Source organism: Saccharothrix sp. S26 (assembly GCF_021390395.1).
GTDB lineage: Bacteria > Actinomycetota > Actinomycetes > Mycobacteriales > Pseudonocardiaceae > Actinosynnema.
Window position 1 is genome coordinate 270,800 of the sequence record NZ_JAJUWT010000005.1, and the last position, 23,010, is coordinate 293,809.

The 23,010-nt window shown below is 72.8% G+C and carries 21 protein-coding genes; 14 read left to right on the forward strand and 7 right to left on the reverse strand.

Annotation, left to right across the window (positions count from 1 at the left end):
- Positions 1-118: 118 nt before the first annotated feature.
- Both ispH and LZG04_RS10145 read left to right on the forward strand, forming a co-directional pair.
- Positions 119-1,063, forward strand: a complete 945-nt coding sequence (gene ispH / locus LZG04_RS10140; protein ID WP_233815560.1) for a 4-hydroxy-3-methylbut-2-enyl diphosphate reductase — start codon at positions 119-121, stop codon at positions 1,061-1,063.
- A gap of 655 nt (positions 1,064-1,718) precedes the next feature.
- A complete protein-coding gene (locus LZG04_RS10145; protein WP_233815561.1) occupies positions 1,719-2,063 on the forward strand; it encodes a DUF742 domain-containing protein in 345 nt (114 codons plus the stop codon).
- Here the strand turns inward: LZG04_RS10145 and LZG04_RS10150 are convergent.
- From LZG04_RS10150 to LZG04_RS10160, 3 genes are all read right to left on the reverse strand, one after another.
- Positions 2,016-2,924, reverse strand: a complete 909-nt coding sequence (locus LZG04_RS10150) for an NAD(P)-dependent oxidoreductase (RefSeq protein ID WP_233815562.1) — start codon at positions 2,922-2,924, stop codon at positions 2,016-2,018. The two genes, LZG04_RS10145 and LZG04_RS10150, sit on opposite strands and share 48 nt — an antisense overlap.
- A 212-nt stretch (positions 2,925-3,136) precedes the next feature.
- On the reverse strand, positions 3,137-3,865 hold the full coding sequence (locus LZG04_RS10155; protein WP_233815563.1) for an anti-sigma factor: 729 nt from the start codon (positions 3,863-3,865) through the stop codon (positions 3,137-3,139).
- Between the two features lie 4 nt (positions 3,866-3,869).
- A complete protein-coding gene (locus LZG04_RS10160) occupies positions 3,870-4,433 on the reverse strand; it encodes a sigma-70 family RNA polymerase sigma factor (RefSeq protein WP_233815564.1) in 564 nt (187 codons plus the stop codon).
- Positions 4,434-4,611: 178 nt separating this feature from the next.
- Between LZG04_RS10160 and LZG04_RS10165 the strand changes: the two genes are divergently transcribed.
- From LZG04_RS10165 to LZG04_RS10195, 7 genes are all read left to right on the forward strand, one after another.
- Complete coding sequence (locus LZG04_RS10165) at positions 4,612-5,190, forward strand: hypothetical protein (RefSeq protein WP_233815565.1); 579 nt, start codon at positions 4,612-4,614, stop codon at positions 5,188-5,190.
- 12 nt (positions 5,191-5,202) lie between these two features.
- Complete coding sequence (locus LZG04_RS10170; protein WP_233815566.1) at positions 5,203-5,955, forward strand: DUF4142 domain-containing protein; 753 nt, start codon at positions 5,203-5,205, stop codon at positions 5,953-5,955.
- A 168-nt stretch (positions 5,956-6,123) separates the two neighbouring features.
- Entirely contained in the window at positions 6,124-6,963 is an 840-nt protein-coding gene (locus LZG04_RS10175; RefSeq protein ID WP_233815567.1) for a ferredoxin, read from the forward strand.
- The gene (locus LZG04_RS42415; RefSeq protein WP_233815568.1) at positions 6,960-8,588 is read left to right on the forward strand and encodes an FAD-dependent oxidoreductase; all 1,629 of its coding nucleotides are present in this window, start codon (positions 6,960-6,962) and stop codon (positions 8,586-8,588) included. Before LZG04_RS10175 ends, LZG04_RS42415 begins: the two co-directional genes overlap by 4 nt.
- A gap of 201 nt (positions 8,589-8,789) precedes the next feature.
- Positions 8,790-9,512: a D-Ala-D-Ala carboxypeptidase family metallohydrolase gene (locus LZG04_RS10185; protein ID WP_233815569.1), complete on the forward strand. Its 723-nt coding sequence runs from the start codon at positions 8,790-8,792 to the stop codon at positions 9,510-9,512.
- Between the two features lie 117 nt (positions 9,513-9,629).
- Entirely contained in the window at positions 9,630-14,018 is a 4,389-nt protein-coding gene (locus LZG04_RS10190) for a protein kinase (RefSeq protein ID WP_233815570.1), read from the forward strand.
- A gap of 4 nt (positions 14,019-14,022) precedes the next feature.
- Complete coding sequence (locus LZG04_RS10195) at positions 14,023-14,826, forward strand: hypothetical protein (RefSeq protein WP_233815571.1); 804 nt, start codon at positions 14,023-14,025, stop codon at positions 14,824-14,826.
- 90 nt (positions 14,827-14,916) lie between these two features.
- Here LZG04_RS10195 and LZG04_RS41595 read toward each other — a convergent pair whose 3' ends face one another.
- A complete protein-coding gene (locus tag LZG04_RS41595; RefSeq protein ID WP_267935809.1) occupies positions 14,917-16,107 on the reverse strand; it encodes a trypsin-like peptidase domain-containing protein in 1,191 nt (396 codons plus the stop codon).
- Positions 16,107-16,742, reverse strand: coding sequence for a hypothetical protein (locus LZG04_RS10205; protein ID WP_233815572.1), 636 nt, complete (start codon positions 16,740-16,742; stop codon positions 16,107-16,109). The genes LZG04_RS41595 and LZG04_RS10205 overlap by 1 nt, the downstream gene beginning before the upstream one ends.
- Before the next feature lie 98 nt (positions 16,743-16,840).
- Between LZG04_RS10205 and LZG04_RS10210 the strand changes: the two genes are divergently transcribed.
- Positions 16,841-17,293, forward strand: a complete 453-nt coding sequence (locus LZG04_RS10210) for a YkvA family protein (protein ID WP_233815573.1) — start codon at positions 16,841-16,843, stop codon at positions 17,291-17,293.
- A 3-nt stretch (positions 17,294-17,296) separates the two neighbouring features.
- On the opposite strand, the gene LZG04_RS10215 is transcribed toward LZG04_RS10210, so the two are convergent.
- Positions 17,297-18,031: a 1-acyl-sn-glycerol-3-phosphate acyltransferase gene (locus tag LZG04_RS10215; RefSeq protein WP_233815574.1), complete on the reverse strand. Its 735-nt coding sequence runs from the start codon at positions 18,029-18,031 to the stop codon at positions 17,297-17,299.
- A gap of 77 nt (positions 18,032-18,108) precedes the next feature.
- Between LZG04_RS10215 and LZG04_RS10220 the strand changes: the two genes are divergently transcribed.
- Genes LZG04_RS10220 through LZG04_RS10235 form a run of 4 tightly spaced genes read left to right on the forward strand, consistent with a single transcriptional unit; the run spans position 18,109 to position 21,996 of the window.
- Entirely contained in the window at positions 18,109-19,299 is a 1,191-nt protein-coding gene (locus LZG04_RS10220) for a PP2C family protein-serine/threonine phosphatase (protein WP_233815575.1), read from the forward strand.
- Positions 19,299-20,795 (forward strand): ATP-binding protein, encoded by a 1,497-nt coding sequence (locus LZG04_RS10225; protein WP_233815576.1) that lies wholly within the window; start codon positions 19,299-19,301, stop codon positions 20,793-20,795. Before LZG04_RS10220 ends, LZG04_RS10225 begins: the two co-directional genes overlap by 1 nt.
- Positions 20,792-21,229 (forward strand): response regulator, encoded by a 438-nt coding sequence (locus LZG04_RS10230; protein ID WP_233815577.1) that lies wholly within the window; start codon positions 20,792-20,794, stop codon positions 21,227-21,229. Before LZG04_RS10225 ends, LZG04_RS10230 begins: the two co-directional genes overlap by 4 nt.
- Before the next feature lie 11 nt (positions 21,230-21,240).
- Positions 21,241-21,996: an alpha/beta fold hydrolase gene (locus LZG04_RS10235; RefSeq protein ID WP_233815578.1), complete on the forward strand. Its 756-nt coding sequence runs from the start codon at positions 21,241-21,243 to the stop codon at positions 21,994-21,996.
- Between the two features lie 9 nt (positions 21,997-22,005).
- On the opposite strand, the gene LZG04_RS10240 is transcribed toward LZG04_RS10235, so the two are convergent.
- Positions 22,006-23,004: an MBL fold metallo-hydrolase gene (locus LZG04_RS10240; protein WP_233815579.1), complete on the reverse strand. Its 999-nt coding sequence runs from the start codon at positions 23,002-23,004 to the stop codon at positions 22,006-22,008.
- Between the last annotated feature and the right edge of the window lie 6 nt (positions 23,005-23,010).

Below are 23,010 nucleotides of genomic sequence, written 5' to 3' on the forward strand. Positions count from 1 at the left end.
GACCCACCCCCGCACCCAGACCGACCCGTACCGGACCTCTCCACCCCAGCCCTGCCCCCCAGAGCCCGGACCTGCCCGCCGAGCTCGGCGAGACACCGACCTGACTAGGAGCCGTGCCGTGGCCCTCCCCGTTGTGCTGCTGGCGTCGCCCCGGTCGTTCTGCGCCGGGGTGGAACGCGCGATCGACATCGTCGACCGCCTCCTGGACCAGCGCGGTGGGCCCGTCCACGTGCGCAAGCAGATCGTGCACAACACCCACGTGGTGGCCGGGCTGGAGGCGCGGGGCGCGGTGTTCGTGGACGAGTTGGACGCGGTGCCGGATGGGGCGGTCGTGGTGTTCTCGGCGCACGGGGTGTCGCCGGCGGTGCGGGAGGAGGCCGCGCGGCGCGGGTTGGAGGTGGTCGACGCGACGTGCCCGTTGGTGACGAAGGTGCACGCGGAGGCGAAGCGGTACGCCGCGCGGGGTGACACGGTGGTGCTCATCGGGCACGCCGGGCACGAGGAGGTCGAGGGCACGCTCGGTGAAGCGCCCGCGCAGACCGTGCTGGTGCAGACGGTCGCGGACGTGGAGGCGTTGGAGGTGCCGGATCCGACGCGGGTGTCGTACCTGACGCAGACCACGCTCGCGGTGGACGAGACGGCCGAGGTGTTGGCGGCGTTGCGGGCGAAGTTCCCGGCGTTGCGGGGGCCGTCGTCGGCGGACATCTGCTACGCCACCACGAACCGGCAGGACGCGGTGCGCGACGTGGCGCGGGACGCGGACCTGGTGCTGGTGGTGGGGTCGCCGAACTCGTCGAACTCCGTGCGCCTGGTGGAGACCGCCCGCCGGATGGGCACGGCCGCGCACCTGGTCGACGACGTCACCGACATCCGCGAGGAGTGGCTGGACGGCGTCCGGGTGATCGGGGTGAGCGCGGGCGCGTCCGCGCCGCCCCGGCTGGTGGACGAGGTGATCGAGGCGTTGGGCGCGTGGGACGTCCAGGTGCGCGAGACGGCACGGGAGACGATCCAGTTCACCCTGCCCGCGGCGGTGCGGAAGCCGAACGCGCCTGGACAGTCCTGAGTGGACCGTCCGGTCGCGCGGCCCACGCGACCAGTGCCACCACCAGGACGAGCAGCGCGCCGAACACCGAGAGCAGCACCGACGCGACGGTGATCATCTGCGTCACGAGCGGCGGCGCAGGGGCAAAATGTGACGGATGCCCGCGTGGTGGCGCGTCGGGAATGACCGCGGAATCACGGTCGGGGCAATTCCCCCATGCCCCTGCGGGACGCCCGAACCTCAAACCTTGGTCAACAACCGTTGTGAGAGCGCTCCACCCGTCACTACGTTCGGTTTCGGCCACAAGCCGCTCGGTGGTGAGCTCATCACCAGGACACCGAAAACCCTCGACGTGTTCTGCGAGGTAAGCGTGATCGCGAATCCCACACCCATCGGGTAGATCCCCGGCGGACGCCTGGGACGACCCAGTCCCAGGCGATCCGGAGCCGAACGGAGGGGGAACAGGCGGTGAAGCGGACCGATCATCCGACGCCTGCGGGAGGCGTCGAACACCGCCCGGACACGACCGGGCACGGACCGTCGCCACAACACGCGGTTGCTCCCACATGGCGGGAAAACCGAGACAGGAGCGGTGATCACTCGTAGGGTCTACCGGCGTCAGCGACCCTGACCCCCGCGTGACCAAGATCAACGCCGACGGCTTTGAGGAGCTGGTGTGTCGACCCTCCGGGTGCGTCCCTACACCAGAACCGGCGGGCGCACGCGTTCCGCGACGACGCTGGCCATCGAGACCATCGTGACGACGAATGAAAGGGCGGCGCGAGACGCCCTCACGTCGACCGCGGAACACCGCATCATCAGCGACCTGTGCCGCAATCCGCATTCCGTCGCGGAAGTCGCGGCGACGCTGCGGTTGCCGTTGGGTGTCGTGCGCGTTTTGCTGGCCGACATGTCCGACATGAGCCTGATCAACGTGCACGAGGATCGCGCGATCGACGAGAAGGGCCGCCCGTCACTGGAGTTGATGGAACGCGTCCTGATGGGTTTGCGCCGAATCTGACCGTTCCCGCAGGGCGTGGACGACGGCGATCATGTCCTCCTTGCCGTGCCCCAGCTCGACCGCGCGGGTGAACAGGGCCAGGCACGCGTCCAGCAGCGGTGAGGCGACCCCGGCGGCACGGGCGGCGTCGGCGATCAGCTCGTTGTTGGTCAGCACGTCGCGGGCGGCGGCTTGGGCGTCGAAGTCGTCGGTGAGCAGCTTGGTGGTCTTCGCGCGGGAGACCTTGCTGGCCATCGGGCCCTTGTCCAGCACCTCGACCAGCGTGCCGAGGTCCAGGCCGTGGCGCTCGGCGAAGTGGAACGACTCGGTGAGGCCGGTGGTCATGGTGATCAGGAACAGGTTCACGGCCAGCTTCATCAGCAGGGCGTTGGGCGTGGGGCCGCAGTCGACGACCTCGGCGCACATCGGCGCGACCACGTCGTGCACCCGTGCCACGGCGTCGGGGTCGCCCGCGAGCATGCCGACGAGCTCGCCCGCCTCGGCGGGGCCGCGTGAGCCGGAGACGGGCGCTTCGACGTAGTCGCCGCCGGCGGCGCGGATGTCGGCGGCCAGGTCGCGCGAGTAGCCCGGCGAGGTCGTGCCCATGTGCACCACCGTGCGGCCGTTGACGAGGTCGGCGAACCGGTCCGTGCGGCGTTCGAGGACGGCGTCGATCGCGTCCTGGTGGGCGAGCATGAGGATCACGACGTCGGCGCTCGCGAACACCTCGGCGGGTGTGGCGGCGACCCGTGCGCCCGCTTCCCGCAGCGGCTCGGCCCGGTGCGGCGACCGGTTCCACACCACGAGCGGCCGGCCGGACCGGGCCAGGTTGAGCGCCATCGGCTGCCCCATGATGCCGAGACCGACGAATCCGACCTCCACCACGACCTCCTCGCACGACGGCACGACGCCGTCTCCCGAGAGGGATTCAACGCCGTGCCGACGGCTCGGGTCTTGAACGGTGGTGCGCCGGGCGTGTCCTGAACGTTGAACTCGGGGGTCCTGAACGTAGGACACGCGCGTTCCGAACGTAGGACACGCGCGTTCCGAACGTAGGACTCACGCGACGCGAAGGTAGGACTCACGCGTGGGGGTCAGGTGGGGAGGTGGACCAGGGTGGTGCCTTGTGCGGTGTCGCGGACGACGAACTCCGAGATGTCGTGCCAGCGCAGGCCCACCGAGGCCTGCAACGTCACGGGGTCCTTGGCCGCGGCCGCCGTCGGCACCAGCCACGAGCCGACGACCATCGCCTCGCCCGTGCGCGACTTCGCGACCAGCTCGCACCGCGTCGGTCCCTTCGCGCCGCTCACCTCGAGCTGCAACGACGTGCCCCACGGCTCGGGCGTGGCCGAGAGCCGGGCGGACACGCCGGTCGTGGAGTCGGTGCGGGTGATGGTGCCGGACGAGTCGGGCGCGCCCTTGGCCACGTTGGACCGCTCCGGCACCCGGGGCGTGGACGGGGCGGCGACCGGGTCGGACGGTGCGGCGACGTTCACCGACACGACCGCGGTCAGCGCGACGAGCACCACCGCGGCGGCGGCGGCCAGCAGCGCGACGGTGCGGCGCTTGCGCGCCCTGGTTTCGGAGACCGAGTCGAGCATCGCGCGCACCGAACGACCGTCGGGCCGCTCCCCCGCGTTGGCGCGCAGCATGCCGTTGGCGTCGGCCTCGTCGAGCAAGTCGGGCAGTTCGGCGAAATCACGCAGGTCGAGCGCACATCGACGACATTGGGCGAGGTGGTTCTCGAACGCGTCGACCTCGTCCTCGTCGAGGACACCGAGGACGTACGCCGCCACGTCGACGTGGAACGGCTGCGAAGTCACCTGTTCAGCCCCGATCCTGCAACGCACGCCGCAGGGCGCGAAGCGCGTAGTACACCCTGGACTTCACCGTGCCGGGCGGTACCCCGAGCACCGCTGCGGCTTCCCCGACGGTCCGATCCCTCAAGTACGTCTCGAGAATAGCCTCCCGGTGTTCTTCCGTCAGTCCGTTCATCGCTTCGGCGACGACGATGGCCGCCAGGGTGCGGTCCGCCTCGTCGCGTTGCGGGGCCTCGTCGGACGGCGTCAACTCCGACTCCTGCGGTCGGACGCTCCGCTTGCGACGGTCGTCGATGACCAGCCGCCGGGCCACGGTGAACAGCCAGGAGCGCAGCAGGACGGGGTCCCGCTCCAGCTTCTCGGCGTTGCGCCAAGCCCGGACGAGCGTCTCCTGGACGATGTCCTCTGCCCACTGCCGGTCGCTGCCCGTCAACCTCATGGCATGCCCGAGCAGCGCGCTGCCGAACTCCTGGTAGAGCCTGCGGATCAGCTCGTCTTCCAGACTGGAGTCCGGCCAACTGCGATCTCTTCGGGGGGAAGTGCTGCGTCTGTGCCGCGCCACGCCGAGCATCCAAGCGCGCCGGGGGCGGCCGCGTCGAGAGTTTGGCCGCAAAAAAAGTCGTCGATTTGTTCGTGAACCGTCATCGCATCGTGTCCGTACTCCACGGTATCCGCTTCAAAGGCACGGACCCGGTCTCCCGGTCCACTAGTCCTTTCGGCGGACCAGCCGGCAGGAGAAAGGACCAATGATGCGTGGTCGACGTACCCGGAAGGCGTTGCTGCTGGTTCCGGCCGCAGCGGTGTCGGTGCTGGTCAGCGCCTGTGGCGCGACTGGTGTCGACAACACCGCGAGCCAGAACCCGGCGGGTGGCGCCGGTTCCGGTTCGACGACTCTCCAACAACAGCCGGAATTCGGCAACCAGCCGCACCAGATGCTCTCGGCCACCGAGTCGAAGCAGGTGGGCTGGTTCGTCGCGGACGCGGGCGGCTTCGCGCTGTACCGCTACGACAAGGACACCGCGAAACCGTCGAAGTCCACTTGCGACGCCGAGTGCCTGAAGACGTGGCCGCCGGTGCTGGTCGGCGAGCACACGATGACCTCCGGGGTGGACCCGACGCTGGTCGGCTCGGTGGCCCGCGCGGACGGCCGCAAGCAGGTCACGCTGGTCGGCTGGCCCCTGTACCGGTACGCGGGCGACAAGAAGGCGGGCGACCTCGCCGGACAGGGCAAGGGCGGCACGTGGTTCGCCGTGACGCCCGAGGGCAAGAAGGCGCAGGCCGACGACGGCGCGGCACTCGGCCAACCGTCCACCGGTGACGGTTACTAGGACGAGAAAGCCATGTCTGCCAAGCGTTTCACGGCCGTCGTGCTGGCCTTGGGCCTGCTGGTGCTGCCCGCGCTGCCCGGTGTCGCGCACGCCGACGACCCGCCCGGCGCGGGACCGGTCGAGCAGACGCCGCTCGGCCCGATCACCGCGCAGGACAAGGAACTGCTGGTCAAGGTGCGGCTGGCGGGCCTGTGGGAGATGCCCATGGGCGAGGAGGCGCAGACCCGTGCGGCGAGCACGCGGGTCAAGGAGGTCGGCGCGCAACTGGCGAGCGACCACACGTTCCTCGACGAGCGGGTGGTGCGGCTGGCGTCCCAGATGGGTGTCGCGCTGCCGGACGAGGCCAACGCCGACCAGCAGTCGTGGATGGCGGAGATGCGCGCGCGGACCGGCGCGGCGTTCGACGACTCGTTCGCCAACCGGTTGCGGGCCGCGCACGGCTCGATCTTCCCGGCGATCGCGACCGTGCGGGCCACCACCCGCAACGAGGCGATCCGCCAGTTCGCCCAGGTGTGCAACCAGATCGTGCTCAAGCACATGACCCTGTTGGAGAGCACCAACCTGGTCACCGACATGGGTCTGGCCAAGCCGGTGGCCGCGGGCGCGGCACCCGCCGCGGCGGTGAACGCCGACCCGGTGCGCGCCTCGGCCCGGCTGCCCGCGGGCGGGCCCAGTCCCCTCGTCGTGCTCCTCATGTGCCTGGCAGGCGCGGTGGTGACGATCGCGATCCTGCGCCTGCTGCGGCCCCGCGCCGACGTCAAGTGAGAGGAGGTGGTGCCCGGACCGGTGCCACGCGTCTCCCATCGCGGAGAACTTCCCCACCCTCGAACCCGCCCGGCAGGTCGTGACCACTCCTGCGCGGCCCGCCGGGCGGGTCGACCACCCCGCCCACCGCCTGCGAGTTCTCTCCCGCCATCTCGGAGGTAGACACCAGTGCTCACCCAGGTTCCGCTGCTGATCGCCCAGGCGACCGGCGGCGACCACGACGCCGGAGTGCGCCACGTGGCGCAGATCTCGGCGCGCCTGGCCTACGCGACCATGTGCGCCACCCTGTGCTGGGGCGTGCTGATCGCCACGGGCTGGGCCAACAAGGTCTCCGGCAGACAGGGGTTGCGCAACAGCCACATGGTGCTGGCGACCGCGGCCCTGACGTTCGGGTCGCTGCACGCGTTCGCGTTCACCCTGTTGCAGCTCGGAGCTTTCTCGTACTTGAAGGTCCTGGTGCCGTTCTACGACGGCGGCGTGCTCCGGCACGCCCTGGGCATCCTCGGCCTGGAGATCATGCTGACCATCGCGATCACCGCGGGCCTGCGCAAGAAGGTCTACTACCGCAAGTGGCTGCGGCTGCACCAGCTCGCCTACGTCGCGGTCGCCGTCACGGTGGTCCACTCCTGGCTGGGCGCGATCGCCAACGGCAACCTGGCCGTGCTGTGGTTGGCGGGCCTCACGATCCTGGTCCCCACGGCGACCATGGCCGTCGCCCGCTTCCTGCCGCCGCACTGGCTGGTGAGGCTGGGGATGCTGGAACCGGAGCCCGGGTTCGAGCCCGAGCCGGACGGCGCGGGCGGCAGCGCGTTGGACATCAGCGTCGACAACGAGCGCTGCCACCGCTACGGCATCTGCCAGGCCGAGGCGCCGGGCCTGTTCCAGCTGGTCGACGACGAGCGGTTGCGCTACGAGCGCCGGCCGCCGCCCGAGCAGTTCGCGCAGGCGAGGGCCGCCGCGCGGGCGTGCCCGATGCGGGCGATCGAGCTGCGGGAGCGTGTGCGGTGAAGAACGAGGAACGCGTGGTCATCGCGGGTGGCGGGTTGGCTGGCCTGCGCGCGGGCGAACGGCTGCGGGAGCTGGGTTTCCGCGGTGAGATCGTCATCGTGAGCGCGGAGCGGCACCTGCCCTACCACCGGCCGGCGCTGTCCAAGGAGGCCATCAACGGCGAGCTGATCGCGTCGGACCTGCGGCTGACCATCAGCCGCGAGCTGAACGCGGTGTGGCGGCTGGGCACCGCGGCGACCCACCTGGAGCCGGACCGGCGGGTGGTGGGGCTGCCCGGTGGCGAGGAGCTGCGCTACGACGGGTTGGTCATCGCGACCGGGGTCGAACCGCGTCACCTGGCGGGCGCGCCGCGCCAGGACCCGCGCATCCACGTGCTGCGTACCGTGGACGACGCGATCGCGATCAAGCGGGCGATCAACGCGACGCAGGGGCTGGTCGTGGTCGTCGGCGGCGGCCTCATCGGCTGCGAGATGGCCGCGTCGGTGAAGACGATGGGCCGTGACGTGGCCATCGTGAGCCGGTCGTCCGCGTTGTTGGGCAGCGCGGTCGGCAAGAACATCGCCGACACCGTCACCGAGGCGCACCGGGTGCGCGGTGTGCGGATGGCGATGGGCGTGAAGATCCGGCACTGGGTGCGGCAGGCGGGCGGGGTGGCGATCCACCTCTCCGACGGTCAGGTGTTCTTCGCCGCGGTCGTGGTGATCGCGGTGGGCGCCTCGCCGTCGGTGGCCTGGCTGCGCGGGTCGGGTCTGGTGCTGGAGGACGGCGTGCTGTGCGACCCCACGTGCCACGTGGTCGGCGGGTCCGACGTCGTGGCCGCGGGTGATGTCGCGCGGTGGCCGAACCTCCGGTTCGGAGGGCAGCCGCGTCGGGTGGAGCACTGGCTCAACGCGGTGGAGATGGGGCGGGCGGCCGCGGAGAACCTGTTGGCGGGCAGGGAGAGTTCGCGGCCGTTCACCCCTGTACCCCGGTTCTGGACCGAGCAGTACGGGATGCGCATCCAGGGCTCGGGCCTGCCCGCGCTGGGCAAGGACACGACGACCTTGGCGGGGTCGCAGAAGGACCACCGGACCATCACCGGGTTCATCGCCGACGGGCGGTTGGTCGGGATGGTGGGACTGGACGCGCCGACCGCGATGATCAAGCTGTCCACGGAGCTGTGGCGGCAGAACCGGGTCACCGCGAGCACTCCCCCACGCCGACTGCCGCACCAGGCACCCCAACCAGCCGCCGCCGCGCAACCGACCACCACCCAACCGGCCGTGCCTCAACCCACCACCGCCCAATCGCCGCGCGTGGAATCCGTGCGGTTCGAGGCGGCGCCGCGGGCGGCGGCGGGGCGGACTCGGTCGGAGCAGTCGATGCGGTTCGCGGCGGTGCGCACGGAGGCGTTGCGGCTGGAGAACGCGTTGCTCAAGGAAGTCGCGGCGCGGGCCGAGGCGGCGCGCGGCGAACCGAAGCCGAACCGCACCCAGTTCGCCGACCCGGTCGAACTGGCCCGCGTGCCGCGCCAACAGCAGGAGTCCCAGCCGTTGCCCCTGCCGCCCTCGCACGCGCCGGTCGTGCGCTCACGCGGGCAGGGTCGCTCGCTGGCCCGCAGCAGCCCGAAGGCCAGACCACGGTGAGACGACGGCGGCTTCGCGGCCCCGAAGGCCCGCCCGGCCGGCCGGAGGCACGTCGTGGTGAGGTACGAGCACGGAACGACGACCGGTCGTTCACAAACTGTTCGCATGGTGTGAAATATTCAGACATCTGCGACAGATTGACGCAAGTTTACCTCTCCGTCAGGCTCCAGAGCCGTCCCCCAACCCGGTCTGGAGGTCCCTGTGCTCCGACTAGTCTCCTACCTCGCCTCGCTGGCGCTCGTCGCCGTGGTTCTCGTGGCGGGCGGCGGCACGGCGCAAGCCGACGGCTGCTACACCTGGAACCGAACCCTGTCCGAGGGCGCGTCCGGCGAGGACGTGCGCCAGTTGCAGATCCGGCTGTCCGGCTACCCCGGTTACGGCTCCGTGCTCGCCCTCGACGGCTCCTTCGGGCCGGCGACCCGGTCGGCGCTCGTGCGCTTCCAGCAGGCTTACGGCCTGGCGGCGGACGGCGTGGCGGGCAACGCGACGTACTCGCGGATCTACGCCCTGCAGGACGACGACTGCACGCCTGTCAACTTCTCCTACGCCGAGCTGAACAACTGCAACTCGACGTGGGCCGGGGGCAAGGTCTCGGCGGCCACGGCGAAGTTCAACGCGCTGGTGTCGATGTGGAAGTTGCAGGCGCTGCGGCACGCCCTGGGCGACCAGTCGATCCGCGTCACGAGCGGGTTCCGCAGCACCTCGTGCAACAGCGCGGTGGGCGGCGCGGCCGATTCCCGGCACCTGTACGGCGACGCGGTGGACCTGGGTGCGGGTCCGCACTCGCTGTGCCGCCTGGCGCAGCAGGCGCGCAACCACGGCTTCAACGGCATCCTCGGCCCGGGCTACCCGGGTCACGGCGACCACACCCACGTCGACCACCGGGGCAGCCGCTTCTGGTCGGCGTCGTCCTGCGGCATCTGAGCCGGCACCGGCCGCGGGTGGGCTCGCCACGGCCCGCCCGCGGCCTTCGGCCCTCCCGGCCGCGCACCTCGTCCCAGTAAGGTTCGACCGGGGCGAGGTGAAGGGGCGCGATCCGGCTTGGCGGACTTCGGTCGGTACGAGATCGGCGAGCTGCTCGGGCAGGGCGGCATGGGCGTCGTGCACCGCGCCCGCGACACCGTCCACGACCGGGTGGTCGCGCTCAAGCGCCTGTCCCCCGCCGCCACCGACGACGAGTACCGCGCCCGGTTCCAGCGCGAGGCGCGCATCGCCGCCGCCCTGCGCCACCCCCACGTCATCCCGGTCAACGACTTCGGCGAGGTCGACGGCCGGCTGTTCCTCGACATGATGCTGGTCGAGGGCACCGACCTGCGGCGCGCGTTGGGCGCGGGCCCGCTGGACCCGGTGCGGGCGCTGGAGATCCTGGCCCAGGTCGCCGCCGCGCTGGACGCCGCCCACGGGCACGGCCTGGTGCACCGGGACGTGAAGCCGTCCAACATCCTGATCACCGCCGACGACCACGCCTACCTGGCCGACTTCGGCATCGCGCGGGAGACCTCGCCGGAGGCCACCGCCCTGACCCGGTCCGGCGACCTGGTCGGCTCCTGGGACTACCTCGCCCCGGAACGGCTGTCCGGCGGACCGGTCGACGGCCGCTCGGACCAGTACTCGTTGGCGTGCGTGCTGTTCGAGTGCCTGACCGGTCGCCTGCCGCACCCGGCCGCCGACCCGGCCGCCAAGGTCGCCGCCCACCTCCTGCAACCGCCGCCCGCGCCGTCGGTGTTCAGCCCCACCGTGACGCCCGCCCTGGACGCGGTGGTGCTGCGCGGGCTGGCCAAGGACCCGGCGCGGCGGTTCGAGTCGGCCACGGCGCTGATCACCGCGGCGCGCGAGGCCGCGTTCGACGGTGACACCGCGCGGGCCGCCCAGCCCACGTCACCCGGTCCGGGCGACGACCAGGGCCGGCTGGTGCGGGCGATCCTGCGTTCCACGGCCAAGCCCCGCGCCGCGCACCCGCGGTCGCCCGCCATCCCGTACCCGGGCTTGAGCGGCTTCGAGCGCGACGACGCCGACCTGTTCCACGGTCGCGAGCACGTCGTCACCGAACTGCTGGTCCGGTTGGCCGAGCAGGTGCGCGGCGGCGAGCCGGTCGTGCTGGTCGGCGCTTCGGGCGCGGGCAAGTCGTCCGTGCTCAAAGCGGGTCTGCTGCCCGCGCTGGCCGGCGACGACGACGAGACGTGGCCGCAGGTGGTGCTGACACCGGGCGTGGACCCGGTCGGCAACCTGGCCGCCGCGATGGCCGCGCGCACGCCGGTCGACGCGGCGCGGTGGGCGCGGGTCATCCGGGAGTCACCGCTGCGCTTCGGCGAGCACTGCGCCACCGCCCGGCCGGTGATCGTGGTCGACCAGTTCGAGGAGGTGTTCAACGCCCCCGAGCCGGACCGGTTGGCGTTCACCACCGCGTTGACCACCGCACGGCCCGCGCTGGTCGTGCTGGCCGTGCGGGCGGACCTGGTGGACCGGTGCATCGAGCTGGCGCCGCTGCGGCCCGCGCTGGCCGCGCCGGTGCTGCTGGGCCCGCTGGACGCGACCGGCCTGCGGCAGGCGATCGTCAGCCCCGCCAAGGACTTCGGGGTCGAGGTGGAACCCGGCCTGCCGGAGCGGATGATCGCCGACCTGGGCGTGCGCGGCGAGCTCGGCTACGACCCGGGCGCGTTGCCCCGGTTGGCGCACGCGCTGCGCGAGTCGTGGCTGCACCGCGACGGCCCGGTGCTGACGCTGGCCGCCTACCGCCGCGCGGGCGGGATCGACGGCGCGGTGTCGCGCACCGCCGAGGAGATCCACTCGGCACTGGACCCGGCCGGGCGGCACGCGTTGCGGGCGATCCTGCTGCGGCTGGTGGCCGTGCTGGACGACGGCGCGGTGGTGCGGCGGCGGGTGGACCCGCGCGAGTTCGCCGCGCAGCAGCACGTGCTGGACCGGCTGATCGCGGCACGGCTGGTGACCGTGGACGGCTCGGGCGCGCGGCTGAGCCACGAGGCGCTGTTCACCGCGTGGCCGCGGCTGCGCGACTGGATCGAGGAGGACCGCGCGGGGCTGGTGCAGCACCGCCGGTTCACCGACTCGGTGCGGGCGTGGGTGGAGTCGGGGCAGCACGACGACGACCTGTACCGGGGCGTGCGGCTGGCGTCGTTGACGGCGTGGCTGGAGTCGGCGCGCGACCGGGTGCGGTTGCAGCCGGTGGAGCGGGAGTTCCTGGCCCGGTCGACGGCGGCCGAGCAGGCGGGCCTGGTGGCGGCACGGCGGCGCACCAACCGGTTGCGCGGCCTGGTGGTCGCGTTGAGCCTGCTGCTGGTGGTCGCGTCGGTGGCCGTCGTGGTGGCGACGCGGCTGCAACGGTCGGCGCAGGCGGAGCGGGACCGGGCCGACAGCGGGCGGCAGCAGAACCTGTCGCGGCAGCTCGCGGCGGAGTCGGCGGTGGCCAGGACGGTGGACCCGCGGCGGGCGGCGCTGGCGGCGCTGGGCGCGTGGCGGGCGAGCCCGACCGTCGAGGGCCGCGGCGCGGTGCTGTCCGCGATCACCGACGCCTACCGCGGCCGGATGACCGGGCACGTCGGCGCGGTCAACGCGCTGGCGGTCAGCGGTGACGGGGCGGTGGCCGTGTCCGGCGGCCGTGACGGCACGCTGCGGCTGTGGGACCTGCCCGCGCGCCGTGAGCTGGCCTTGCTGGACGACAAGGGCGGCTGGTACCGCACGGCGGAGCTGAGCGCCGACGGCCGGCTGCTCGCGACGGCCGACGCGATCACCTCGAAGGTCGAGCTGTGGGACGTGCCGGGGCGCAAGCGGGTGTTCACCGTGCCGGGCCGGGCCGTGGACGCGGCGCTCTCGCCCGACGGCGACACGTTCGCCGCCTTCACCGACCGCGGTGTCGTGGTGTGGGACACGGCCGGGTTCACCGAGCGGGCGGTGTTCGAGGTCGGCCCCTCCATCCGGATGGCGCTGCTCGCCGACGCGGGCCTGGTCGCGCTGACCAGCGGCAACGACGTCGTGGTGCACCGCATCGACGACGGCGCGCGGGTCGCGCACCTGAAGGGGCACACCGGCGAGGTGAACTCGCTGGCGTTCGCGCCGGGCGGCGGGCTGCTGGCCAGCACGGGCATGGACGCGACGGTCCGGTTGTGGGACACCGCGACCTGGGCCGCGCGCGAGGTGTTCACCGCGGCCGAGGCGGGGCTGAGCTCGGTCGCGTTCACCCCGTCCGGTTCGGCCGTGGTGGCGGGCGCGGTGGGGTCGAGCGTGTACTCGTGGGACCTGGCGACCCGCGACCTGATCACCCAGTACGCCGCCGGGTCGGTGACCACGTTCGCCGTGGCGATGACCGCGGACGGCCGCACGCTGCTCACCTCCGACTCCGCGGGCGTGATCACGGTCTGGGCCTACCAGCGGACGACGCTGGGCCCGCGGGACGCCGTGCTGCTCGGCACGGCGTTCCAGCCCGGCGGGTCGCTGCTGGCCACCACCGGCGGCAACGGCGTGGTGCGGCTGTGGGACCACCGCGACTCCCGGCTGGTGCACGAGGTGAAGGGGCACGGCGACGACGTCTACGACGTGGCGTTCAGCCCGGACGGCACGGAGCTGGTCACCGTGGCCGAGGACGGCACGCTCGTGGTGTGGCGGGCGGACACGGGCGCGCAGGCACGCCGGTTCTCCCGGCCCGGCACCGAGTTCACCGCCGTGAAGTTCAGCCCCGACGGGAAGACGATCGCCGTCGCGGGCCGCGCACCGACCGGGTCGAAGGAGGACCGCGACGAGGTGCTGCTGCTCGACGCGGCCGACCTGGAGGTGGTGAACCGGCGTGCGACGGCCCAGGAGCCGCGCAACACCCCGCTCAACGGGGTCGAGCCCAACTACCCGACCGGCCTCGCGTTCCACCCGGACGGCCGCACGCTCGCGGTCACGTTGGCGGGCGGCCGGGTCGGGCTGTGGGACCTGGCGGACCCCGGCGCGCCGTGGCGCACCCTGCCCGGCCACGACGGCGTCGCGATCGACGCCGAGTACAGCCCGGACGGCTCGGTGCTGGCCACCGGGGGAGGTGACCGGCTGGTGAAGCTGTGGCGGGTGCGCGACGGTGCCGAGGTCGGCACCCTGACCGGCAGCGACGCGCCGGTGCGGCGGGTGGCGTGGAGCCCGGACGGCCGGACCCTGGCCACCGCGAGCCAGGACACCGCGGTGCGGCTGTGGGAGGTCGACGGTCGACGGCAGCTGGCCCGGCTGGACCGGCACGGGGCCGAGCTGAACGACGTGGCGTTCGCCCCCGGCGGCGACCTGGCCGCGTCGGTGAGCGCGGACGGCACCGCCCGCCTGTGGGACCTCGTCCCCGACCACGCGGTCGAGGTGCTGTGCGGCGCGCTCGACCGCGACACGCTGGCCGAGGAGTGGCGTGCGCTGGGGCCGGACCGCGGCGACCCGCCCGGCTGCCCGGGGTAGCGCCGTGCCGCGGGTGGTGGTGCGGGGCGCGGGCCTGGCGTCGGTGGTGCTGGGGCCGGGTGAGTCGTTGCTGTTCGGACGCGCGCCGCACGCGGTGGTGGGCCCGACCCGGGCCGGGCGGGTGGTCGTGGCGCTGCCGGACTGCGCGCCGCACGTGTCGCGGCTCGTCGGTGAGCTGGCGGTGGGCGCGGACGTGGCGTCGTTGACGTGGTTGGGCGCGGGCGAGGCGCAGTTGTCGAGCCTGTTCGACGCGCCGGGCGGGGCGCGGCGGGTGATCCTGACCCGGTCGGCGTCGGCGCTGCTGGACGCCGGGGAGAACCAGCTCGTGCTGCTGCTGGGCAGGCGTGCCGCCGGCGACGGGTTCGCCGACCTCCAGCTCACCATCGACGTGGAGCACGCGCCCGTGGCGCTGGAGGTGCCCGCCGGTGCCGCCGGTGACGACACCCGGACCGGCCCGGGGCTGGTGCGGGGCGGTCGGGACTGGTACGTGGCGCTGGCGCTGTGCGAGCCGTGGCTGGTCGGCGCGGACGACTACCCCAGGCCGCCGTCGAACCGGGAGATCTTCGAGCGGGTCCGCGAGTGGCACGGCTACGCGTGGAACCTGCACCGGCCCCAACGGGTGGACGACGCGATCCGGGCGATCTCGGCGATCGCGTTCGGCGCGGCGGACGACCCGTTCCGGTCACCGCACGCGGGCCGCCTGCAGAACACCAGGTTCGCGGTCGCCCGCCGCGCCGCCGAGGTCCGCCTGGTCACCGCCGCCGACCTGGCCGAAGTCCGCCGCACCGCCAAACCCCCACCCCCGTGAGTCCTACGTTCAGAACGCGCGTGTCCTACGTTCAGAACGCGCGTGTCCTACGTTCAGAACGCGTGAGTCCTACGTTCAAGACCCCCGAATTCAACGCTCAGAACGCGGGCCCGACGTGCTCGCACCGTCCACATCGGACCCCTCCGGGACGGGCACGAGCCGACGCCGCCGGGCCAGGGTCATCGCCGTCCCCGCCGTCGCGGTCGCCACGCCCACCCCACCGCACAGCACCGCCAACGCGATCAGCACCGTCGACCCGCCACCGGCCGACCCACCGCGCTCCACCGCCCGCCGCCGGTACTCGGTCGCCTGCGGGTGACCGGGCGACACCGCCAGCACCTCGTCGAACCCCTCCACCGCACCGTCGAAGTCCCCCGCGAAATAACGGTCCAGCGCACCCCGGTACTCACGGTCGTGCGCACCCTGCCCCGCCTCCACCCCCTTGCCCACCAACACCTCCAGCACCGTCGACGACACCGCCGCCAGGCCGGACGACCGCGCCTCCCCCTCGCTCACCACCCCGACGACGCGGCCCTCCACGTCCACCACCGGCCCACCGCCCATGCCCTCCGCCACGGTGACGCCGACCTCGTAGAACGTCCGTCCCTCCCGCGTCCGCACCCCCGACACCCGCCCGTTCTCCCCGCGTGGCTCCACGCTCGGGTCATCCACCGCACCGACGTACCCGACGGCCACCACCGGCGTGCCGTCCGGCACCCGGTCGCCCCTGATCGCCACCGACGGCAGGCCCTCCCGCGGCACCTTCAACACGGCCACGTCACCGTCCTCCGGCGCGACGAGGTCCACCACGGTGGCGGGCGCGACGTCACGGACCGGCCCGGCACCGGTCTCCTCCACCCGCTCCACCCGGATCGACCGGTCGATCGGCCGGTCCGCGCCCGCGCCCTCGGCCACCGCGTGCTCGACCAACTGCGCCTTGGCCGTCACCGGGTCGGCGACCCGACCCACCGCCGCCAGGTCCCGGACCGCCGCGTCGAACAACGCGCCCGCACCGCCCAGCGGTCCGGTGTGGACGCAGTGGCTCGCGGTGGCCACGTGCCCGTCCGGTCGGATCACCGCGCCGCTGCACGTCACCCGCACGGCATAGCCCCGCTCACCGCCGAACACCTCGCCGGTCCGCTTGTCCCGCACCCAGCCGTGCCACTCCACGGTGACGAGCACGACCGCCGGCCTGGCGACGGCGAAGGCCGGCTCCTCCGGGCTCGACGGCCCACCGAACGCCAACGGGGCCGACAGCGCCGCCGCCGGCAGAGCGCGCATCAGCCGTACACCCCGTAGGCGGCGGTGCGCGTCCACGTCCCCTGGAGTCCCCGCGCCGCGTTGCTCTCGACGAGCTGCGTGCCCCGGCAGTCGTAGTCGTTGACCTCGTTGATCGGGAAGTTCCCCGGCAGCGGCTGGGTCTGGAGCAGACCGCGCTGGTCGTAGAACGAGTACACGGCCTCGCTGCGGGTCCGGACGCCGTAGGTGATGACCTTGTCGGTCGCGGTCCAGGTGAACTCGCTGAACCCGTTGCCCACCAGCCGCAGCTCGTTGCCCTGGGACGTGCCGGTGAACACGGCGCCGTCCAACCGCTCGGTCCCGGTGCCGTCGGGCCGGAACTCGTACGCCCGGCCGCTGACCTTGAACGGGATCGGGTCCCGGTCGCGGTAGAACTTGACCGTCAGCCGCTCGTCCACCGTGCGCCACGAGCCGATCAGGCACAACGGCGTCCCGGCGGCACGCGTGGTCTCCTCCCGCGCGGTGGGTGACGGACGCTCGGCCCGCACCTCCTGCGGCGGCGGGTCGTCGGCGAGCACCGCGGCGGTCAGCCCGCCGGCCGCGAGGACCGCGCAGGCGGTGACGGCGAACAGCGCCACGACCGCTGATCGCACCGGTAATCGGGGTGACTCGGCCACGACGCCATCGTATTGACCGGGCCGCCCGCGCCGCGCCCCCGCCGACCCGGAAGCTTCCGCCACCCGCGCGAGCGGCCCGCCGCCACTACCATGGACGTGTGATCTTCCTCAGCGTGGTCCTCACCCTGCTCGGGCTGAGCACGCTGCTCTGGCGTGACGACGAGCTGATCGGCCTGCCGCCCGCCGTCGCCGGCGCCGGCCTCGTGGTGCTGGGCGTGGCGGCCGGCGTGCTGTGGGTCGTGCGCAGGCGACGCCGGTGGGAGCGCAACGGCGAGCCGCGCCCGGTCGGGACCGTCTTCGACCGGGCCAAGGCGCTGCCGCGGCTGCTGCGCGAGCGCAAGGCCTACGGCCTGCCCACGTCCACCCTGGCCACGTGGGCGTTCGCCGTGGTCTACCTGGTCTCCCCGATCGACCTGCTGCCGGAGCTGCTGCCGCTGATCGGCGTCACCGACGACGCGGGCGTGGCCGTGTGGCTGCTCACCAGCGTGTCCACCGTCACGGGCCAGTACCTGCGGTGGGAGCGCGAGCGCAGGGTCAAGAAGACGCCGTGAGCGTCACCGGCTCCCGGGGTGCGGCAGGTCGCGCACGCCGGTGAGCAGCGTGGTCACCGCGCCCATGATCCGCGTGGTCGCCTCGTCCAGCACGGCCTTGGTCGGCTCCAGCCCGTACAGGTCGGACAGGTCGACCTCCGCGCCCGCCACCACCGACACCTTCCGCCACGGCCGGGGCAGGAACTTCCCCGGCGGCAGCAGTTCGCGGGTGCCCCACTGCGCCACCGGCACGACCGGCGTGCGGGTCGTCAGCGCCAGCCGCGCGACCCCGTTCTTGCCGCGCATCGGCCAGCCGTCGGGGTCGTTGGTGAAGGTGCCCTCGGGGTAGACGATCACGCACTCGCCCGCCTCCAGCGACGTGCGCGCGCTGTCCAGCGCCTGACCGGCCCGCACGCTCTGCCGCTCGACCGGGATGTGCCGTCCCGACGACATGACCCACCCGATCACCGGCGCCTTCCACAGGCTCGCCTTCGCCAGGTACCGGGGCACCCGGCCGGAGGCCAGCGCGAACGCCGTCAGCGTCACCGGGTCGGCGAAGGACAGGTGGTTGGACGCGAGCAGCACCGCGCCCTCGCGCGGGATGTTCGTCCGGCCCGCCATCCGCATCCGCACGAACAACACCACCAGCGGCCACAGCAGGTCGATCGCCACGGAGTACCAGAAGCCGCGGCCCCGCCGGGGCAAACGGGTCGTCAGCGCCACCATCTGGGAGAACGTCACGCGAGGATCTTCGGTCATGCCTCCAGGGCCTGTCACCACGCCCCACCGCACCGCCGTCGCCCCGGTCTGATCGAGTTCGACTAATCTCCTCCCCCGTGGCAGGGCTCCCCACACCGCGGACCGCGGTGAACCGGATCAACGTGCTCCTCGTCGAGGACGACGAGGGGGACGCCGTGCTGGTCGAAGCCCTGTTGGAAGAGGTGGAGGCGGACGTCGCCCTGCACCGGGCGCGGACCCTGCGCGAGGCCGAGGGCCTGTTGTCGAAGGCGGACTGCGTGCTGCTCGACCTGGGCCTGCCCGACACGACCGGCCTCGACGGCCTGACCAGGCTGCTGGCCAACCCCGCGCCGGTGGCGATCATCGTGCTCACCGGCCTCAACGACGAGCACCAGGGCACCCAGGCGGTGGCCCAGGGCGCGGAGGACTACCTGGTCAAGGGCCACGTGGACGGTGTCGGCCTGGCCCGCAGCATCCGCTACGCCGTCGGCCGCAAGCGGGTCGAGGAGACCCAGCGCCAACTGCGCGACGAGCAACTGCTGGCCGCGGAGAAGACCCGCCTGGAACGCGGCCTGCTGCCCTCGCCGATCATGCACGGCGAGGACATCGGCTGGGAGGTCAGCTACCGCCCCGGCGGCAGCCGGATGCAGCTGGGCGGCGACTTCTACGACGTGGTGCGCACCGCCGACGGCACGCTCCAACTGCTCATCGGCGACGTGTGCGGGCACGGCCCGGACGAGGCCGCGATCGGCGTGCTGCTGCGCATCGCGTGGCGGGCGCTGGTGCTGGCCGACCAGGAGCCGTCCCGGGTGCTGCGCACGTTGCACCAGATCCTGGAGCACGAGCGCCACCAGCCCGGCCTGTTCACCACGGCGTGCATGGTGACGATCTCGCCGGACCGCCGCTGGGCGCGGGTCTACCTGGCCGGGCACCCGGAGCCGATGCTGCTGGTCGGCGACCGGGTGGTGGAGCTGCCCCGCGACCGCGCCGGGCTGCCGCTGGGCGTGCTGCCGGACAGCACGTGGAGCGGCCTGGACGTGCCGTTGCCGCCGGGCTGGTCGTTGCTGCTCTACACCGACGGCCTGGTGGAGGGCCGCGTGCGGGGCGACACCGAGCGGCTGGGCTCCGAACGCCTGATCGACCTCATCGGTGAGGTCACCACGGCCCGGCCCGACTGGGCGCGCACGCCGAAGACCCTGCTCAACGAGCTGATCAGCAGGGTGAAGGAACTCAACGGCGGGGAGCTGGACGACGACATGGCCGTGCTGTTGATCTCGGAGCGCGACTGATGGCCGACTACCGCACCCGCTGGCCGGCGAGCCGGCTGCTGATCGCGGCCGTCGCGATCCTGATCATCGTCTGCGGGGCGATCATCGGCAGCCTGGCCGTGTCCATGTCGGGCCTGACGGACGCGCGCAAGACGCTGCTCGACAAGGTCATCCCCGCGGGCAAGCTGGTCCGCGACCTGGACACCGCGCTGGTCGACCAGCAGAGCGGGCTGCGCGGGTACGTGCTCACCGCGAACGACGACTTCCTAACCCCTTACACCGAGGGGCGGCAGGCCCAGCGGCAGGCCGTCGACAAGGTCCGCGACCTGATCGGCCCGACGCGGCCGGACCTCGTGAGCGACCTCGACGAGCTCGACCGGCGGGCGACCGAGTGGCGCCAGACCTACGCCGAGCCCCTGGTGGCGCAGGTGCGGCAGACCGGCGAGCCGCGCTCGGCGGTGGCCGACGCCGAGCGCGGCAAGGGGCTGTTCGACCGGGTCCGGGCCGCCGCCGACGGGCTGGGCGGCAAGCTCGACCAGGCCGCCGTCGACGCGCGGCGCGAGCTGGACTCCGTGGCCCGGTCGCAGCTGTGGCTGCTGGGCGGCCTCGGCGTGCTGCTGGTGCTGATCATCGCCGGGGTGGCGGTGGTGCTGTACCGGATCGTGATCGCGCCGCTGAGCGGGCTGGCCGCGGACGTGCGGCAGGTGTCGTCGGGTGACTTCGCGCACGCGGTCGAGGCGGGCGGGCCGCGGGAGACGGTGATGCTCGGCGAGGACGTCGAGGCCATGCGCGTGCGCATCCTGTCCGACCTGGAGGACCTGCGGCGGTCGAACTCCGAGCTGGAGCAGTTCGCCTACGTCGCCTCGCACGACCTCCAGGAGCCGCTGCGCAAGGTGGCGAGCTTCTGCCAGCTGCTGGAGCGGCGCTACTCCGGCCAGCTCGACGAGCGCGGCGAGCAGTACCTGCGGTTCGCCGTGGACGGTGCGAAGCGGATGCAGGTGCTGATCAACGACCTGCTGGCGTTCTCGAGGGTGGGCAGGCTCACCCGCGAGCAGACGCTCGTGGACTGCGACGAGCTGGTCGCGCAGGTGATGGACAACTACTCCGAGGTGATCGAGCGGACCGGCGCCACCATCGAGGTCGGCGAGCTGCCGACGGTGCGCGGCGAGGAGTCGCTGCTCGGCGGCGTGTTCGGCAACCTGATCAGCAACGCGCTGAAGTTCCACGGCGAAGATCCGCCGCACGTGCGCGTGGACGTGGAGCGGACGGGCGAATTCTGGACGTTCACGGTGAGCGACAACGGCATCGGCATCGACACCGAGTACGCTGAGCGCATCTTCGTGATCTTCCAGCGCCTGCACCACAAGGACGACTACCCCGGCACCGGCATCGGGCTGGCCATGTGCCGGAAGATCATCGAGTACCACGGCGGCACGATCTGGCTGGACACCAGCGGGACCGGGCCCGGCACCACCTTCAAGTTCACGCTGCCGGCAGTGAAGGACGACGAGCAATGAGCAACCCGCTGAACGTGATCGACGTCCTGCTGGTGGAAGACGACCCCGGCGACGCGTTGATGACGCAGGAGGCGTTCGAGCACCACAAGATCCGCAACCAGCTGCACGTGGTGCGCGACGGCGTCGAGGCGCTGGAGTTCCTGCGCCGCGAGGGCCAGTACGCCGACGCGCCGCGGCCGGGGCTGATCCTGCTCGACCTGAACCTGCCGAAGATGGACGGCCGGGAGGTGCTGGCCGAGATCAAGGCGGACGAGACGCTGCGGCCGATCCCGGTGGTCGTGCTGACCACGTCGGAGGCGGAGGAGGACATCCTGCGCAGCTACAACCTGCACGCCAACGCCTACGTCACCAAGCCGGTGGACTTCGACCGGTTCATCGAGGTCGTGCGGCAGATCGACGACTTCTTCGTCACCGTGGTGAAGCTGCCCCGCTAAGGTTGCCCGTCATGGGCACGGTGATCTCGGCGGACGGCACGACGATCGGGTTCTCGCGGGTCGGCGACGGCCCCGCGGTGGTGCTGGTGGACGGCGCGTGCTGCTTCCGCGGCGGTGGGCCGATGCCCGCGGTCGCGCAGGCCCTGACCGGGTACACCGCCTACACCTACGACCGGCGCGGCCGGGGCGAGAGCACCGACCGCGGCCCGTACGCGATCGAGCGCGAGGTGGAGGACCTGGCCGCGGTCGTGGAGGCGGCGGGCGGCACGGCGTTCGCCCACGGCTTCTCGTCGGGCGCGGTGCTGGCCCTGCACGCGGCGGCGGCCGGGGTGCCGTTGCGCGCGTTGGCGCTGCTGGAGCCGCCGCTGTCGTTCGAGGAGCCGACCGGGCCGGACCCGCGGGACGAGATCGACGCCCTGGTCGCGGCCGGTCGGCGGGGTGACGCGGTGATCCGGTTCCAGGTCGCGTGCGGCATCCCGGAGGAGTTCACCGCCGGGATCCGCGAGTCGCCCGGCTGGCCGGCGCTGGAGGCGATGGCCCACACCACCTCCTACGACCTGACCATCACCGGCACCGTCCCGGACCTGGCCTCGGTCACCGCGCCGACGCTCGTGCTGGACAGCGAGGGCAGCGACGAGCGCCTGCGCGGCTGGGCCGACGGCGTGGCCGGGCACCTGCCGAACGCGCGCCGCCGGACGCTGGCCGGCGACTGGCACGGCGTCGCGCCCGACGTGCTCGCCGCCGCCCTGGCCGAGCACTTCCGCTGACCTGGCGTCTCAGCCGATCGAGTACCGCACCGCGCCGTCCTCGGACTCGGCGGTGAGCAGGCCCCGGTGCACCAGCACGTCGAGGTGCGCGGCCGTCTCGCCGGTGGCCAGCACCTGGTTGAACAGGTCGAGGTCGGCGAACGACCGGTTGCGCCGCGTCCAGCCGAGCTTGCGCGCGGTCTCGAAAGCGGTGCCGGTGCCCGCCCGCACGGCGTCCAGCGTGGCCGTGAGGCGGTCTTCGTGGTGGGCGAGCAGCTCGTCCACCCGGGCGTGGCTGGACTCCGTGACGGGGCCGTGAGCGGGCAGCAGGCGCAGGTCGGGGAAGTCGCGGACGAGGCGCAGCGAGTCGAGGTAGTCGCCCAGCGGCAACGCGGGCCGGGCGGGCTCGAAGCCGATCGACGGGGTGATGTGCGGCAGCACGTGGTCGCCCGCGAACAGCAGCGACGAGTCGACGTCCACGAAGACGACGTGTCCGCGCGTGTGACCGGGGGTCGGCAGCACCTTCAGCACCCGCTTGTCCAGGGCCAGGTCGCTCTCGTGGAGCCACTCGTCGGGCTCCTCGTAGTCGCGCAGCTCCGCCTCGGCGACCGACTCCACCACGGCACGCCACCGCTCGGCCAGGTGCGGCGCGCCCCACGCGGCCAGGTCGCGGAAACCGTCACGGGCACGGCCGATGACCTTGGCCAGCGACGGCTGCTCCCCCGCGCCCAACGCGATCTTGGTGCCGAAGCGGCGGCGCAGCGCCACGGCCATCGTGTAGTGGTCGCGGTGCACGTGGGTGACCAGGAAGCGGCGCACGTCCTCGAAGCCGTACCCGAGCGCGCCCAACGCCGACTCCAGCGCCGTCTCGCCCGCGTCCAGCGCCCAGCCGGAGTCGATCAGGACGAGCCCGTCACCGTCCTCGATCGCGTAGACGTTGACGGTGTGCAGGCCGTCGTTGGGCAGGGGCAGCGGGATGCGGTGCACGCCGGGCGCGACCTCGAAGACTCCGGGTTCGGTCCACTCCATCCCCGG

Coding starts and splice junctions, on each gene's coding strand:
- LZG04_RS10160 (WP_233815564.1), bottom strand. CDS start 4,433: ATGCTCGGCGTGGCGCGGCACAGACGCAGCACTTCCCCCCGAAGAGAT.
- LZG04_RS10240 (WP_233815579.1), bottom strand. CDS start 23,004: ATGGAGTGGACCGAACCCGGAGTCTTCGAGGTCGCGCCCGGCGTGCAC.
- LZG04_RS10215 (WP_233815574.1), bottom strand. CDS start 18,031: ATGACCGAAGATCCTCGCGTGACGTTCTCCCAGATGGTGGCGCTGACG.
- LZG04_RS10235 (WP_233815578.1), top strand. CDS start 21,241: ATGGGCACGGTGATCTCGGCGGACGGCACGACGATCGGGTTCTCGCGG.
- LZG04_RS10165 (WP_233815565.1), top strand. CDS start 4,612: ATGCGTGGTCGACGTACCCGGAAGGCGTTGCTGCTGGTTCCGGCCGCA.
- LZG04_RS10170 (WP_233815566.1), top strand. CDS start 5,203: ATGTCTGCCAAGCGTTTCACGGCCGTCGTGCTGGCCTTGGGCCTGCTG.
- LZG04_RS10225 (WP_233815576.1), top strand. CDS start 19,299: ATGGCCGACTACCGCACCCGCTGGCCGGCGAGCCGGCTGCTGATCGCG.
- LZG04_RS41595 (WP_267935809.1), bottom strand. CDS start 16,107: ATGCGCGCTCTGCCGGCGGCGGCGCTGTCGGCCCCGTTGGCGTTCGGT.
- LZG04_RS10230 (WP_233815577.1), top strand. CDS start 20,792: ATGAGCAACCCGCTGAACGTGATCGACGTCCTGCTGGTGGAAGACGAC.